This is a genomic window from Rheinheimera sp. ATLC3, assembly GCF_059429535.1.
In genome coordinates, this window is sequence record NZ_CM182103.1 from 3,528,399 (window position 1) to 3,544,449 (window position 16,051).

13 protein-coding genes and 1 pseudogene are annotated in these 16,051 nt (G+C 47.2%); 10 read left to right on the forward strand and 4 right to left on the reverse strand.

Annotation, left to right across the window (positions count from 1 at the left end; all coding sequences use genetic code 11):
• Positions 1-19: 19 nt before the first annotated feature.
• Entirely contained in the window at positions 20-1,015 is a 996-nt protein-coding gene (sohB, locus tag AC5SV9_RS16405) for a protease SohB (RefSeq protein WP_475148613.1), read from the forward strand.
• Positions 1,015-1,668 carry a thiopurine S-methyltransferase gene (tmpT, locus tag AC5SV9_RS16410; protein WP_475148614.1) on the forward strand — a complete coding sequence of 218 codons (654 nt, stop codon included), beginning with the start codon at positions 1,015-1,017 and terminating at the stop codon, positions 1,666-1,668. Before sohB ends, tmpT begins: the two co-directional genes overlap by 1 nt.
• Positions 1,669-1,703: 35 nt before the next feature.
• Here tmpT and AC5SV9_RS16415 read toward each other — a convergent pair whose 3' ends face one another.
• Positions 1,704-3,038, reverse strand: a complete 1,335-nt coding sequence (locus AC5SV9_RS16415) for a dicarboxylate/amino acid:cation symporter (protein ID WP_475148616.1) — start codon at positions 3,036-3,038, stop codon at positions 1,704-1,706.
• Positions 3,039-3,210: 172 nt separating this feature from the next.
• Between AC5SV9_RS16415 and AC5SV9_RS16420 the strand changes: the two genes are divergently transcribed.
• Positions 3,211-5,439, forward strand: a complete 2,229-nt coding sequence (locus AC5SV9_RS16420; protein ID WP_475148618.1) for an Ig-like domain-containing protein — start codon at positions 3,211-3,213, stop codon at positions 5,437-5,439.
• A 128-nt stretch (positions 5,440-5,567) separates the two neighbouring features.
• A pseudogene (locus AC5SV9_RS16425) lies at positions 5,568-5,765 on the forward strand (transposase); the annotation flags it as partial.
• Between the two features lie 60 nt (positions 5,766-5,825).
• Here AC5SV9_RS16425 and astB read toward each other — a convergent pair.
• On the reverse strand, positions 5,826-7,169 hold the full coding sequence (gene astB / locus AC5SV9_RS16430) for an N-succinylarginine dihydrolase (RefSeq protein ID WP_475148620.1): 1,344 nt from the start codon (positions 7,167-7,169) through the stop codon (positions 5,826-5,828).
• Positions 7,170-7,394: 225 nt separating this feature from the next.
• Between astB and topA the strand changes: the two genes are divergently transcribed.
• Positions 7,395-9,980 carry a type I DNA topoisomerase gene (topA, locus tag AC5SV9_RS16435; protein WP_475148622.1) on the forward strand — a complete coding sequence of 862 codons (2,586 nt, stop codon included), beginning with the start codon at positions 7,395-7,397 and terminating at the stop codon, positions 9,978-9,980.
• A 53-nt stretch (positions 9,981-10,033) separates the two neighbouring features.
• Here the strand turns inward: topA and AC5SV9_RS16440 are convergent, their stop codons facing one another.
• Both AC5SV9_RS16440 and AC5SV9_RS16445 read right to left on the reverse strand, forming a co-directional pair.
• Positions 10,034-10,798, reverse strand: coding sequence for a hypothetical protein (locus AC5SV9_RS16440; protein ID WP_475148625.1), 765 nt, complete (start codon positions 10,796-10,798; stop codon positions 10,034-10,036).
• A 75-nt stretch (positions 10,799-10,873) separates the two neighbouring features.
• Entirely contained in the window at positions 10,874-11,566 is a 693-nt protein-coding gene (locus AC5SV9_RS16445) for a sensor histidine kinase (RefSeq protein WP_475148626.1), read from the reverse strand.
• A 162-nt stretch (positions 11,567-11,728) separates the two neighbouring features.
• On the opposite strand from AC5SV9_RS16445, the gene cysB reads away from it, so the two are divergent.
• From cysB to AC5SV9_RS16470, 5 genes are all read left to right on the forward strand, one after another.
• Positions 11,729-12,706 (forward strand): HTH-type transcriptional regulator CysB, encoded by a 978-nt coding sequence (gene cysB, locus AC5SV9_RS16450; RefSeq protein WP_331925119.1) that lies wholly within the window; start codon positions 11,729-11,731, stop codon positions 12,704-12,706.
• A 100-nt stretch (positions 12,707-12,806) separates the two neighbouring features.
• A complete protein-coding gene (locus tag AC5SV9_RS16455; RefSeq protein ID WP_475149451.1) occupies positions 12,807-13,448 on the forward strand; it encodes a PepSY-associated TM helix domain-containing protein in 642 nt (213 codons plus the stop codon).
• Between the two features lie 31 nt (positions 13,449-13,479).
• Positions 13,480-13,974: a DUF2271 domain-containing protein gene (locus tag AC5SV9_RS16460; RefSeq protein WP_475148629.1), complete on the forward strand. Its 495-nt coding sequence runs from the start codon at positions 13,480-13,482 to the stop codon at positions 13,972-13,974.
• Positions 13,975-14,014: 40 nt separating this feature from the next.
• Positions 14,015-14,815 carry a DUF4198 domain-containing protein gene (locus tag AC5SV9_RS16465; protein WP_475148631.1) on the forward strand — a complete coding sequence of 267 codons (801 nt, stop codon included), beginning with the start codon at positions 14,015-14,017 and terminating at the stop codon, positions 14,813-14,815.
• A gap of 101 nt (positions 14,816-14,916) precedes the next feature.
• Entirely contained in the window at positions 14,917-16,038 is a 1,122-nt protein-coding gene (locus AC5SV9_RS16470) for a 4-phosphoerythronate dehydrogenase (RefSeq protein ID WP_475148632.1), read from the forward strand.
• Positions 16,039-16,051: the final 13 nt, after the last annotated feature.

Below are 16,051 nucleotides of genomic sequence, written 5' to 3' on the forward strand. Positions count from 1 at the left end.
ATAGGCTAAGGGGATAGCATTGGAATTTTTATATGAATACGGTTTGTTTCTGGCCAAAACGGCAACGTTAGTGCTGGCGGTTGGCTTGGTTGTCGGTTTGATTGCCGGCGCTGCAGCGGCTAAAAACAAAGCGAAAAAAGGTCAGTTGCAATTTACTGATTTAACGAAGCATTATCAGTCAATGGCAGAGGACATGCAGCAGCATCTGCTGGAGAAGAAACAGTTTAAGCAGTGGCAAAAGGCGCAGCGGGTAGGCAAGCCGGACACCAGAGCTAAGCTATTTGTACTGGATTTCAATGGCAGCCTGGACGCTAAAGAGACAGAGTCACTGCGGGAGGAGGTTACAGCAATACTGGCCGTTGCCAATCGAGAAGACGAGGTATTGTTACGGCTGGAAAGCGGCGGCGGAGTGGTGCATGGATATGGCTTGGCCGCTTCTCAACTGGACAGACTGCGACAGCATCCGCTGAATCTGACGGTAGCAATAGATAAAGTTGCAGCCAGCGGCGGCTACATGATGGCCTGTATTGGTAACACTGTTCTTGCTGCGCCCTTTGCAATTGTTGGCTCGATAGGTGTTATTGCACAGTTACCCAACTTTAATAAGTTACTGAAAAAGCATAATGTCGATTTTGAACAGTTCACTGCGGGTGAATACAAACGCACTGTAACGCTGTTTGGTGAAAACACCGACAAGGGTAGGCAGAAGTTTCAGCATGAACTGGAAGATACGCACCAGTTATTTAAACAATTTGTTTTGCAACACCGGCCACAGTTAGATATCGATAAAGTGGCTACCGGAGAGCATTGGTTTGGGCACCAGGCGCTGGCATTAAATCTTGTTGATACTATCCAGACCAGTGACGACTACATATTGACTCAGATGTCTCAGCGACAGGTGTTTCAGGTGAAGTATCAGCTTCGCAAAGGTATAGCGGAGAAGGTGGGAATGGGCTCAGCCAGCATCATTTCTCACTATTGGCAGAGGCTGATTCAACACAGCTGGATCCGTTGATGGAGGCTGAATTCTGGCACCAGCGCTGGCAGAATAATGAGCTCGGGTTTCAGTTAGATGAGGCTCATCCATTGTTACGTCAGCATCTGCCTGCTGTTACTAGCGGTAAGCACAAGGTTTTTGTGCCTTTGTGTGGTAAATCGCCTGATTTAAGCTATCTGGCGCTGCATATACCGGTTGTAGGTGCTGAATTATCGGCAATCGCTTGTGAGGATTTTTTTCTGGAACAGCGATTGCCGTTCGAGGTCAATCAGCAGCAGTCATTCCAGTGTTACCTGAGTAAGAATATAAGATTGTGGCAAGGAGACTTCTTTGGATTAACTGAGCAACATATCAGCGGCTGTGATCTGGTGTATGACAGAGCCGCGTTAATTGCATTGCCGGCTGAGATGCGGCGGCAGTATGTGCAAAAGCTGCGTCAGTTGATACCGAAGGGGGGCGATATTCTGCTAATTAGCCTTGAATATCCGCAACATGAAAAGCAAGGGCCGCCGTTCAGCGTGCCGGATAAAGAAATAAAACAACTCTTTGCAGGTGCTGAAATTACATTGCTTGGTACAGCGGAGTTAACCGGAAAAGGTTTTGCCAGGCGCCGGTTCGCAACCAGCAGTCTGCTTGAAACTGTTTATCGTATTACACTGCCGCCAATATAAACTGGCTGGCAGTGTGTTATACCGTAATAGTCTGATTAACGCAGTTTGTGAAAATCTACATCTTCTTCTTTGCTGCCGGCATTAATGTCATCGAAAACGGCTTTATCAAAAGCCCCCTCGCTTTTACCAACAATGCAGGACACCATAGCGTCACCCGTAACATTTACCGAGGTGCGGGTCATATCGAGTAAGCGGTCAACGCCTATAATAAGAGCGATACCTTCAACCGGTAAGCCAACTTGCTGTAACACCATCGCCAGCATTATCAGGCCTACACCTGGCACACCAGCTGTACCAATAGATGCCAGCGTTGCTGTCAGTATTACCATCAGGTAATCAGAAACAGAAAGATCCACTGCAAAGACTTGTGCAATAAATACAGTAGCCACCCCCTGCATAATAGCGGTGCCATCCATATTTATTGTTGCCCCCAAGGGCACCGTAAATGAAGCCACACTATTTTTTACACCAAGTTTCTTAGTTACCGTTTCCATTGTCACCGGCATAGTGGCGTTGCTGCTGGAGGTACTGAAACCAAACAGGGCAGCATCTTGCATTTTACGGAAGAAAATAATCGGGTTCAGACCTGTCAACAATTTTAAAATGACAGCATAACTTACCAGGCCGTGTATTATCAGGACACACAATACTACAGCGAAATATTTGGCCAGACTGGCAATCGTTTCAAACCCAAGCGTTGTGAATAGTTTTGCCATCAGGAAAAACACACCATAAGGTGCCAGATTCATCAGCAAAGTCACTAACTTCATAATGACTTCGCTAAGATCGGTGAACACTGCCGCCAAGCGCTCACCGGCTTTACCACTCATCGCCATAGCCAGGCCGAACAGCACCGCAAATACAATAATTTGCAACATGTTGCCTTTTGCCATTGATTCTATCGGGTTACTGGGGAAGATATTAATAAACACCTGTGACAGTGCCGGTGCCTCGCTTGGGTTAAAGCTGGCGTCAGACTGCATCTGTATACCTTCGCCTGGGCCTATCAGCAAGGCTGCAAATATTGCCAGACTTATCGCAATAGCAGTGGTAATCAGGTAAAGCGCAATCGTTTTGCCGCCCAGCCGCCCAAGTGCCGAAGTATCAGACAGGGAACAGGTGCCACAAACCAGCGAAACAAAAACTAAAGGCACAACCAGCATTTTTAAGCTGGCGATAAATATTTCTCCGCCTATATGAAAGAAACCATCAATAAACAGCGCTTTAAGTGGGATATCCATGCCCAGTAGATGCAGGACTCTTTCTTCCTGCCCGGCCAGAAGTAGCTTGAAAAGAAAACCAACGGCTATGCCGGCAACCATACCTATTACAATGCGGGCGGTCAGCCCCAGCTTCTTATTTCCTGTCATAACATCAGACTAGTATTCAGTTTGCAATGGCGCTAAGCCTAACAGGTTGAGACAATGAAAGGCATATTCAGGCGATTTTTTTTTCAAATATGCTGTGACGTTTGCAAGATTAATGGTTTAAGATACAGAATTAACAAAAACTATATAATAAATACAGCTTGGGAGAGTTTTCATGCGAAGCATAAAGCAACTATTGGTTGCGCTAATTGTTACAACCCTGGCCGCCTGTGGTGGCGGTGGTACCTTGGATAATGATGGCGGTAATGGCGGTGGAACTGGTGGAACAACGCCGACTTATACTCTTAGCATTGAGAACAGTAATGGTGAGCCTTTTGCTGAGCTCTCTCAGGCAACCCCGCAGCAGTTAACAGTGACTTTAACCGTCTCAGGTAGTGGTTCTGTTTCCGGGCAGGTTATTACCTTTGAGTTAAGTGATAACGAGTTAGCATCATTAACGCCTGCAGCTACAGCACTAACTAATAGTAATGGCATTGCCACTGTTAGTCTTTTGGCTGGAGCTAAAGCCGGGGCAGGAACGCTTACGGCGAGCTTCGGTGATGCCAGTGCAAGTTTTGGTTTTAACTCTGCTGGCGATGGTGGAACCCAAGTTGACGTGACTGTTGGTAGTGTTTCTCTATTCGCTGATACAGTCGTGTTAGGTACAGGCTCTTCTTCAAAGGTTGAACTAACAGCGTTGGTTCGGGATACCAATAATATTGTATTAGCCGATGTGCCCGTTACCTTCAGAACAGACTCAGGTGAGTTGTCTGGCGTTGATCAGGTAACTGATGAAAATGGTATTGCTAAAGCAACTCTAAAAAGCCAAACAGATAAGAGTATCCGCGATATCATCGTCACCGCCCAAGTGCAAGGACTATCAGCGGAACTTCTGATTAAGGCTAGTGGTACTAACCTTGACATTTCTGCTCCCGGCTCTGTAGTTCTCGGAGACACTGCTACTATAGATGTGCTGCTGGCAGACTCTAACGATGCAGGTATTGCCAGCCAGGTTGTTGAGGTATCTTCGGCACTTGGCAATACCCTGAACCCGGCAAGCCCAATAACTGCTGCCTCAGGTAAAGCTACTTTTACTTATACGGCGACAAATCCTGGCGAAGATACGCTAAGTGTGTCAGCACTCGGCACCACTAATTCAGTTTTGATCAATGTAAGCCCGGATCAGTTTGCTTTTGTCGCTGCTGCTGATGAAGCTGAAGTTATCGAAGTGCCGCTAAATTCAGCTGAAGAGTTAGAAGTAGAGTGGTTGGTTGATGGCAGCGGTAATGCAGGGGAGATGGTTACTTTTAATACCACTCGTGGGGTTGTGGCTGCCTCGGCAGCCTCTGCAGTCACAGCAACAGAACAAACGGCAACTGATACCACAGATGCTGCAGGTTTGGCACAAACCTTTGTGCGTTCTAAGTTTGCAGGGCTCGCTACTATTACCGCCACAGGTGGTGCTAACTCGGTCAGTGCGAAAAAAGTAATTGAGTTTGTTGCGACTGTGGCTGCCAATATAGAAACACAAGCATTCCCAGCTCAGTTGGGGGTAGGTGAAACCAGTACTATACGTGCTGTGGTGCGTGATGCTAATAACAATCCGGTGAAAAATGCTACAGTTGTGTTTTCATTAGATAATGCCGCCGGTGGTTCACTAAGTAGCGGTACCGCTGTTACTAACTCGCAAGGTGTGGCTTCCTCGTTATTTAATGCTGATAGTACTACTGGTAGTGGTGTTGACGGCAGCAATTTGGTGGTAAAAGCCAGTGTGCAAAGTAACCCGGCAGTGTTTGATGAAACGGATATTGCTGTTGGTAACCGAACGTTATTTTTCCGCTTCGGCACCGGCAATGTTATCACTAAACCAAGTGCCAGCACTTATGCCAAAGAGTTTTCTATTATCGTTACCGATAGCTCAGGTAACGCAGTTACTGGTCAGCAGCTGAATGTGGCAATAAGCTCTGTTAACTATCGCAAAGGCTATTGGGTTAAATCTCCCGAAGAGCCTGCAGCCTTTAAAAACTGGACAACATCAGGCACATCACCAGCAATTAGCTCGCCGATAAATTGTGTATCTGAAGATGCTAATTTTAACGGTATCATTGATGCTGGTGAAGATACCAATGGTGATGGCATGCTGACGCCGGGGAATATTGCAGTAGTATCTGGCTTAACGCCTTCTGATGCCAGCGGTATTGTAACCTTTAACGTGATGTACCCCCAGGACGCAGGAAGCTGGTTAGATGTGCGTATTCAGGTATCTGGCACTGCGGCAGGTACTGAGAATATCAGCTATCGTGAATATTCACTGCCAACTGCAGCTGATGACTTAACTACAGAGACCAATCGTCCTGCAGCTAACCCATTTGGCGTCGCACAAAATTGTGCCATCGCAAATTAATAGCTAGTAGCAGGTTATAAGTAACAAAAGTCCCCGGCTTGCTGGGGATTTTTTTGTCAATCTTAAACCACCTCCTATGGAGGTGGTGATCGTTCAGTCGGGGCTATACCCGTAGAGTACCCATGTTAACGGCAATCAGGTTGTTTAATAAATTTCCGTATCTTCGTAAGAAAAAGCTGTGGGGAAATCACTTTTGGCAGCGCGGCTACTTCGTAGACTCAGTTGGTGCGAATGAGGAAATTATCCGGCGCTATGTTAGGCATCAGGATAAAGTGGGTAGAGAAGACGAGGAACGTCAATTAAGGCTGGATGTAGAAAATAATTAAGCCCCCTTATAGGGGGCCAACGCAAAGCCACCTCCTGTGGAGGTGGCTTTTTAATTGCTTTTAGCCTTGCTGAAACTGATACACAGAACCCAAGCCCAGTATCCGGGTAAGTTCATCAAGTGCTGAGCGCGACTCATCCAGCAATTGCGGATCAGCCAGATCGGCTTCGCTAATCTCATCACGATAATGCTTATCTACCCACTGATTGAGCGTGCTAAATAACGTGTCATTCATCAGCACGTTCGGGTTGACCGCCTGTTTTTCCTGCTCACTTAAGGCAACCCGTAAGCGCAGACAGGCAGGGCCACCACCGTTACGCATACTTTGTTTAACATCGTAGTAATGTACATGTCTGATAGGCGTATGCTGCTGTACTAACGCTGCCAGATAAGATGAAACAGCAGGGCTTTCCTGGCACTCTGTCGGAGCAATAATTGCCATCTCGCCGGATGGTAATGTAATGACCTGCGTATTAAACAAATAGGTCTTTATCGCCTCTGATACACTGACATCACTGTCTTTTACTTCAATCAGGTGCAAATCTGCTTCGTTGCCGAATTTGCGTTGCAACTCGCTAAGTTTATTCTGCTTATCAACAAAGGCCTGCTGATGATAGAACAGCACGTTCTGATTTCCGACGGCAATAACATCGTTGTGAAATACGCCTTGATCTATCACATCCGGGTTTTGCTGCATATACACAACATGCTCGTCGTTTAAGCCGTGCAAACGCGCGACGGCTTCACAAGCCTCCAGCGTGTGTCGTGCCGGGAACCGGCTAGGTGCGGGTTTACTGCTATCGAATGCATAACGACCAAAGACAAAAAGTTCGACGCCACGTTTACCATAAGCGCTGCAAAGTCTGGTATGATTTGCCGCGCCTTCATCACCGAAGTGATCATTGTCGGGTAAATGTGTATGATGCGCGAAATGTGCAGGATCGCGGAACATCGCCTGCAGAATTCTGCCGGTAGTGACAGGTTCAAGTGAGCGGTGAAACTTATTGGTAAGATTTGCCGGGGTAAAATGCACTTTACCATCGTGTGTATCAGCGCTTGGCGAAATGGTTGCAGCATTGGCTGTCCACATACTTGACGCTGAACAAACTGCTCTGAGCACCGCAGGAGCCTGTTTCGCTGCCTTGGCTATGACCTGAGCATCGGTGCCGGTAAAGCCCAGGCGACGTAATGTGTAAACATCAGGCCGCTCTTGTGGTGCTAACACGCCTTGCACCATACCCAGGTCATGCAGAGCTTTCATTTTACTTAAGCCTTGCTTTGCTGCCTGGCGTGGGCTGGAGCTGTTTTTCGCGTTAGATAGCGAGGCAACATTGCCGACAGATAAGCCGGCATAGTTATGCGTTGGCCCTACCAGGCCATCGAAGTTTGCTTCAAAGAAATTCATTTTTGCTTTATATCCTTTAGTTGGAGTGGGCACTGTTTTTATTATTTTTGCGGCCGCGGAGGATGCTTCATTTATATTGGCGAACCTTTCGCCAGACAGCCCGGAAAACAGGCTGGTTTGCATAATAATGAGTTTATTCACTTGTCACAACTGCGGTTTACGGATATATGTTAAAAAAGCAGCACTGATGACAAGCATTAAAAAGTTAGGGATCTCAGGATTAAGATGGCGAAATCACTGGTAATAGTAGAGTCACCGGCAAAAGCGAAGACAATCAACAAATATCTCGGTAGCGATTTTATCGTTAAGTCGAGTGTTGGGCACATTCGCGATTTACCGACCAGCAGCAGTAAAGAGAAATCCGCAGCTAAAAAGTCGCTGAGTAAAGAAGAAAAAGAATATCAGGCGCTGGTTGACCGAATGGGCATTGACCCGGCGCATGGCTGGAAAGCGCGTTATGAAATACTGCCTGGCAAAGAGAAGGTCGTGAAGGAGCTTAAAGCTCTGGCAGAAAAAGCTGATACAGTTTATCTGGCAACGGACTTAGACCGTGAAGGAGAAGCCATTGCCTGGCATCTGCAGCAAATTATCGGCGGCGAAGAGCAGCGTTTTAAACGTGTCGTGTTTAATGAAATCACTAAAAACGCTATCCAGAACGCGTTTGAAGAACCTGGCGAGCTGAACGTTGACAGGGTCAATGCGCAGCAGGCAAGACGTTTTCTTGACCGTGTAGTGGGGTTTATGGTTTCGCCACTGCTATGGAAAAAAGTGGCCCGTGGTTTGTCAGCGGGGCGTGTACAGTCAGTGGCGGTCAGGTTGGTTGTAGAGCGCGAGCGCGAGATAAAAGCCTTCGTTCCGGAAGAATACTGGACAATAGCTGCAGATACACAAACTGCAGCGCAGCAGATGTTGCAACTGGATGTAACCCGCCAACAAGGAAAAGCCTTCAAACCGGTTAATAAAGCCGAGGCTGATGCCGCGCTTACCCTGTTAAACAAAGCCAGCTATAAAGTACTGGAGCGGGAAGATAAACCCAGTAGCAGCAAGCCGCAGGCGCCTTTTATTACGTCTACATTACAGCAGGCTGCAAGTACCCGTTTGGGTTACGGTGTTAAAAAGACCATGATGCTGGCGCAGCGCTTGTACGAAGCCGGCCATATTACTTACATGCGTACAGATTCAACAAACCTCAGTGCAGAGGCGGTTTCAGCATGTCGTGACTATATCTCACAGCAGTTTGGTAAAAAGTACCTGCCAGAGCAACCATTAAGTTATGGCAGCAAAGCCAACGCTCAGGAAGCACACGAAGCTATCCGGCCTTCTGACGTCAATGTGATGGCTGGTTCATTGGCTGATATGGAAGCGGATGCGCGTAAACTGTACGAGTTAATCTGGCGCCAGTTCGTTGCGTGCCAGATGCCCCCGGCGTTATATGATGTTACCAATATTAGTGTTGAGGCCGGCGAATTCGAATTAAAAGCCAAAGGCCGTGTACTGCGTTTTGATGGCTGGACGAAAGTGCAGCCTGCGTTAAAGCGCAAAGATGAAGAAGATAATGTGCTGCCAGATGTAAAACCTGGTGAGACGCTCGACTTACAGCAACTGCACAGTAACCAGCATTTTACAAAGCCACCGGCGCGCTTTAGCGAAGCCAGTCTGGTAAAAGAGCTGGAAAAACGCGGTATAGGGCGGCCATCAACTTATGCGGCAATTATTTCCACCATTCAGGAACGTGGATATGTTCGGGTTGAAAACAAAAGGTTTTACGCCGAGAAGATGGGAGAGATTGTTACCGATCGTCTGGTTGAGAACTTTAATGACCTGATGAGCTATGATTTTACTGCGAACATGGAGCTAAAGCTGGATGATATCGCTAACGGTCAGGCTCAGTGGCGCAAAGAGCTGGATAATTTTTATGGTGATTTTTACCAGAAACTGAAAACGGCCGAGAATGACCCAGAGCAGGGTGGTATGCGGGTTAATCAGTTTGTATTAACTGATATCCCTTGTGCAACCTGTGGCCGCCCGATGGGAATACGTACGGCTTCAACCGGCGTATTTTTAGGCTGTTCAGGCTACAACCTGCCACCCAAAGAGCGCTGCACAACAACGGTTAATCTGTTGCCTGGCGACGAAGCGGTTAACGTCAGTGACGAAGACGAAATGGAGACCGAAGCACTGCGGCAGAAAAAGCGCTGTGAAAAATGCGGTACTGCAATGGATAGTTACCTGATTGACGAGCAGCGCAAACTGCATGTATGCGGTAACAACCCTGCTTGTGATGGTTACCAGGTTGAGCAGGGCAGCTTTAAAATCAAAGGTTATGACGGGCCGGTTATCGAATGCGATAAATGCGGCAGTGATATGCAGCTTAAATCTGGCCGTTTTGGCAAGTATTTTGGCTGTACTAATACCGAGTGTAAAAACACCCGTAAGCTGCTACGAAATGGCGAAGCTGCACCGCCAAAAGAAGACCCGGTGCATTTACCTGAGTTGAAGTGCGAAAAGTCAGATGCGTATTTTGTACTGCGTGATGGTGCTGCCGGCCTGTTTCTGGCTGCCTCAACATTTCCAAAATCACGTGAAACGCGTGCACCTTTAGTTGCTGAGCTGGCTAAGTACCGTGATCGCTTGTCGCCGAAGTTTTACTACCTCGCAGATGCCCCGGTTAAGGATCCTGATGGCAACCCGGCTATCGTGCGTTGGAGCCGAAAGACAAAACAGCAGTATGTTATGTCGGAGAAAGACGGTAAGGCGACAGGATGGTCAGCCTGGTTTGAAAATGGCAAATGGGTTGTCACCAAAAGCTAATACGTTGAGATAAAAAATGGCCGCAGTAGCGGCCATTTTTTATCTTGCAGGCTTTACCACTTGCGTTTCGGCGCAAAGAGTTCATCCAAATCTTTGTTTTCTTTCTCTTCTTTCTTTTCTCTGTCCCGCACATTACCCTCTTTTAACTGGGTGGCGATGTCTTCAAGTGCTTGCATTACCTCAGATTTTCGCGTCGTGGCATAGTCATCCTGATGTGGGGTATTGGTCAGTGCTGTAAGTGCCTTTTCAAAATACTGTCTGGCAGAGCCGAGCATATTATTTGTTCTGGCCTGGTTACCACGCTTGATCTGGCTTTCTACATTAATCCGCAGTTGCAGCACTTCCAGGCGTTTGTCTTCCTGGATCACGGTTTGCGTATCGACATTACCTCTTGCGTGCTCTGCACGCAGCACAGTACGCAGTTTCTTAATACCTTTAATCATACCAATAAGCTGCTGGTCATTATCTGGCAGGGTGACGGTTTCAGCAAAGCTTGCGCCATCAGCGCTGGTGTCACTGAGTCTTTTTTCCGTTTCCTGCAAGCGCTGCTTTATATCACGGGCACCCGGCTCCAGTTCCACCATCGCTTTAAGCGTAAACGCTATACGTTTAAGCAGCATTTGGCTGATAGCAGGTGATAAGGGGACATTGGCGGAGTTGACAATTAACTCTTCCGTATCTTCGAGTATGGTACGAAGTTTACTGTATTCAGCCCGTTTCAATGTGGCTAAACGCTCTTTATGTTGTTGAATAGCACTGACTATTATCGCAATAACAACCAGTGCTACAACCAGCGTTATAATCAAGGTTAACAGCATTGAAACCTCATTCCGAACGGATTTTTATCATTCATATTAATCACAAAACAGCTTAAATAACAGCTATCTGTCTTTTCAGGGTAAAGTCAGGCGGAATACTCCGCCGCCAAGTTCACCACCATTTATCAGGTTGACGGTACCTCGTTCACCTTTATTAGTATGGGCACCGGCAATTAACTTAGCAAAAAAGATACCAAGCCCGGTATGATTATTGGCCAGATCTGGCGTATTCATATCTAAAGCATCGCTGTTGAGCATAAAAGTTGGAAAACCAGGGCCATCGTCATGAACTTCAATAAGCAGTTTTTGCTGTAGCTGCGTAGTTTTCAGCAAAATACGGCTGTTGCAGTAGCGTAATGCGTTAGCGACTGCATCATTTAGCAGATTGACGATTAGGTCATAGTCAAAAAACCAATACAGATCGGCGCTCTGCTCCAGTGTGATTTGCAGCTTGCGCTGTTCAGTATAAAACTGGTTTTTCAGCAAGACTTCTTCCGTGATATCAGCCAAATAGTGTTCATCAATTTGTACCGGCAGCTGATTTCGTTCAAAGCGGTACAGTGACAGTAATTGCAGCAAATTAGAATTAAGGCGGTTAGCTTCGTAGTTAAGCCGGGCAAGTTCATCCTGTGCGCTGTCTGATAGTTGCCGCCTTTCCTGTTGTATCAGCTCGGTCGACTGAATAAGCATACATAAGGAATTTTTCATATCGTGTACGGTTGACGCCAGCACTGACGCGAAATCAATTACCGGGACTGTATTACTCATAATATTTCCTTTATTCACAACAGACATCGCAGCCGATATAGCACCGGATCTATAATTTTTAACTACTGTTAGTTATAGCGACCAACGAATTAAAAATAAGTTGGAATATCCTGCTATATATGTATATTGAGCAATGATATGCCATTACCGGATCTGTGACACATGAAATTGCAGCAGTTGCGTTATATTGTCGAAGTGCTGAACCACAACCTGAATGTTTCCTCTACTGCTGAAAGCCTTTATACCTCTCAGCCTGGTATCAGTAAACAGGTTCGCATGCTCGAGGATGAGCTGGGCATTCAGGTGTTTGGACGCAGCGGCAAGCATTTAACACATGTAACGCCGGCCGGACGGGATGTGATTGAAATTGCGCAGCAAATTCTGGCGAAAGTCGAGAGTATTAAGTCGGTAGCCAAAGAGCACACCTTACCGGATCAGGGTAAACTCAACATCGCGACAACCCACACTCAGGCTCGTTATGCACTGCCGCCGGTAATCAGTGGCTTTATGCAAAAATATCCTAAAGTGTCGCTGCATATGCATCAGGGAACGCCCCAGCAAATATCAGAAGCGGCGTCACGTGGTGAAGCCGACTTTGCCATAGCGACAGAAGCACTGCACTTATATAACGATTTGGTGATGCTGCCTTGCTATCACTGGAATCGCAGCGTCATTGTCAGAAAAGATCATCCGTTGCTGCAACTAGGCAGAAAAATCTCGGTGGAAGATGTTGCCCAACATCCTATAGTGACATATGTTTTCGGTTTTACTGGTCGCTCGGAGCTCGACAGAGCCTTCGCGGCTAAAGGACTTGAGCCTAAAATCGTTTTTACCGCCACTGATGCGGATGTCATAAAAACCTATGTCAGGCTCGGCTTAGGTGTCGGTGTTATTGCATCAATGGCGATGGATAAAGAGCTGGATAAAGATCTGGTGGCAATAGATGCCAGTCATTTGTTTGACGCATCAACGACAAAAATTGGCTTTCGCAAAGGCGCCTTCCTCCGAACCTACATGTATGATTTTATCGAGCGTTTTGCCCCTCATCTGACTAAGGATGTGGTAGAGAAAGCCAATATGCTGCGTAATCAGGAAGAAATTGATCGCATGTTCTCCCGCTTCGAATTGCCCGTCAGGTAACATTTTATCGTCGTTTCCGTTCGGTTGAACGGCTTACGTTTTGTATTTTATTGCAAATGGTAATGATTATCAGTAATATGCCGGCTACTTTATAGCAGGCATATTACTTATCATGACTGAATTCTGGCGTGGACCAGCGTTGGCAAAAATGATGCGGGCAATTCACAGTTACAGCTCAATGCTGGTACTGGTGCTGCTGCTGTTTTTTGCTATTACCGGTATTACGCTGAATCATCCTGATTTAATCATCAGTAAAGCCGGGCAGGTGAGTCAGCAGTCCGAGCTCGAATTACCTCTTCACTTGCAGTTTGCTGAGCTGCCTGAATCTGCTGCTAAGCAGGCTGAGATTGCTGCGCAGTTTCGAAAATGGCTTAGCCAGGAACACCAGTTAAAAGCCTCTGTATTCAGTTATAGCTTTGAAGTCGATGACAAGCTGTTGGAGCTTGATTTTAAACGGCCAGCGGGATATGCCAGTGTGGTGGTTGATTTTTCGGCCGGTACAGCAGAGCTGGATATGGAATTCGGTGGTTATCTGGCGCTGCTTAACGATTTACACAAAGGGCGTAACGCTGGCATTAGCTGGGTTTTACTGATCGACCTGACGGCTATTGCCTGTATTGTGTTTGCGCTTACCGGTTTTTATCTGATTTTGAAGCAACCATCACGTCGCAGTTTAGGCAATAGTCTGGCAATGCTGGGCATTTTTATTACGCTGTTTGCGTATATTTTATCGTTACATTAATACCGTTATTTGCAGCTCACAGGGGAAATTTATGAGATTAACCAGCGCCATTTTAGTTGTATGTTTTAGCGCAATATTGACCTGCGGCGTTGAGGCTGCACCACATGAAATTACCGTACAACTGCCGGAGATTGAAACCAGCCAGTACCATCGTCCTTATGTCGCAGTGTGGGTTGAGGATGCCCAGCAACAGCCGGTTAGACTAATCGCGCTGTGGGTTGAAAAGCCTGACTGGCTGAAAGATTTACGCCGTTTCTGGCGCAAGATTGGCCGCAGCAATACTGCGTTGGTTGACGCTGTAAGCGGCGCAACGCAAAAACCGGGAACCTATACATTGCAGTGGGATGGCAAAGATGACAACGGTGAGCCACTTGCCGCGGGGCAGTATCAACTGCTGGTAGAAGCCGCGCGCGAGCAAGGGGGGCGCAGCCTGGCGAAACACGAATTTATGTTGCCTGCCAAAGGCGCTGTTATTGACATTGCGGCGGACGGTGAGCTGGGTGACATTACTGCACGTTTACATTAATCGTACCGGTCAGAATCAATACTGATAACAAGGACTTGCTATGTTGAAAAAATCTGTTCTGCTATTATCGTCGCTGCTTATCAGCAGTAGTTTGAGTGCTCATACCTTGTGGGTTGTACCAAGCCATTATGTATTGTCTAAGCCTGATAGCTGGATTGCGGTAGATGCATCGGCAGCAAACATGACTTTTGTACCGGACAAAGGTATAGGGTTAAAGGCACTTAAGCTGTACTTGCCGGATGGCAGCGTTAAACCGGTTACCGATGTGTATCAGGGCAAGCGCAAATCCATGGCGGATGTGCAGCTTGGTGGTGACGGTACTTACCGTATTGAACTGGCCAACCCGCTACGTTTTTTTACCAGCTATGAGCTGAACGGTGAACGCAAGCGGCTGATGGCAAATAAGCAGGAACGCGCCGCACAGTTACCGCAAGGCGCTACTAACGTTGAAACTGTGCAGATCCGCAGCCGCAATTTCGCCTATGTCACGGTCAATGGCCCGACAGATACTGTGATGAAGGTCCGTGGCGAAGGACTTGAGCTCAGCAGCAAAACGCATCCGGCCGATGCCGTGGCCGGAGAGAAACTGTCATTTGTGTTTAATCTGGATGGCAAACCCCAGGCTGGTGTAAAAGGTGTATTATCTTATGCGGGCGAGTTATATCGTAACGAGGCCGGTCGCGTCGATTTCGAGACGTCGGCAGACGGCAGTTTTAGCTTTACACCGCAGCACGCAGGGCGGTATCTGATCGAAGCGTCGTACTCAGCAGATACTGCAACAGCGCTGGCTGACAAGGTAAGGGAGTCTGTAACCTACACCTTTGAAGTCGCTCTACCGTAACGACACGTTTTTTCTCCCAAAGCCAGCCTGATACATTAGGCTGGCTTTGTGCTATTTGTTACACTGCCGCCAGTTTGAGACTTTGTTAACGGGAAGGCCCAATGCAAATCTTTGCCGATGAGAACATGCCATTAGTACAGCAATTCTTTGCTGGGCTGGGTGATGTTCATTTGTTTAACGGCCGCACTGTTTCTGCTGGTCAGCTAAAAGATGCAGATATTCTGCTGGTGCGCTCTGTAACCAATGTTGATGCTGCGCTTTTGGCTATGAATAGCCGGTTGCGTTTTGTTGGTACTGCAACTATTGGTACTGATCATATCGATCAGGCATATCTGGCGCAGCGCAATATTCCCTTTGCCAGTGCTCCCGGTTGCAATGCGCAATCGGTAACTGAATATGTTCTCAGTAGTCTGTGGTGTTTGGCCGAGAAGTACCAATGGGATTTGACTGACAAAACTGTTGGTATCGTTGGCGTGGGCAATATCGGCTCACGTTTGGCTAAGGCGCTGCAAGCGATGAATATTAGTGTGTTGCTATGTGACCCGCCAAGAGCAGAACGTGAGAGTAGTTTTGTGCATACCAGCTTTGAACAGCTATGTAAGCAAGCTGATATTATCAGTTTTCATGCCCCCCTGACATCAGGCGGGCGCTGGCCAACAAGACATATGCTAAATAAAGCAACACTGGCAAGTTTAAAACCGGACTGTGCGCTGATTAATGCCGCTCGTGGTGCAATTTTCGATAACCAGGCACTGCTGGCGGATGTTGTTGCAGCACAACCCCGTCGCCCTATAGTGCTTGATGTATGGGAAAATGAGCCCGATATCCTGACGGCTTTATTGTCGTATGCCGATATAGCTACTGTGCACATTGCCGGGCACAGTGTGGAAGGTAAAGCCAGGGGCACAGAAATGCTGTATCAGCAGTACTGTCAACTACAGGGAATACCCGCTAAACAACAGCTAAGTGAGTTGTTGCCGGTACCAGCAATGGAAAAAATACAAATTAGTGCAAATTTTGGGCTTCCAGATGTCCAAAACCTGGCGAGACTGTTATATGATGTACGACGTGACGATGCTATCTTGCGTCAACATTTAGCTGAACAGGGGTTTGACAGATTGCGCAAAAGCTATCCAGCACGGCGCGAGTTCAGCTCGTTACAATTGTGCGGCAGTAGCGTACCCGACTATTTGCTGCAATTAGGTTTTGGCCTAGCTCAATAATTAGAGGAACAGT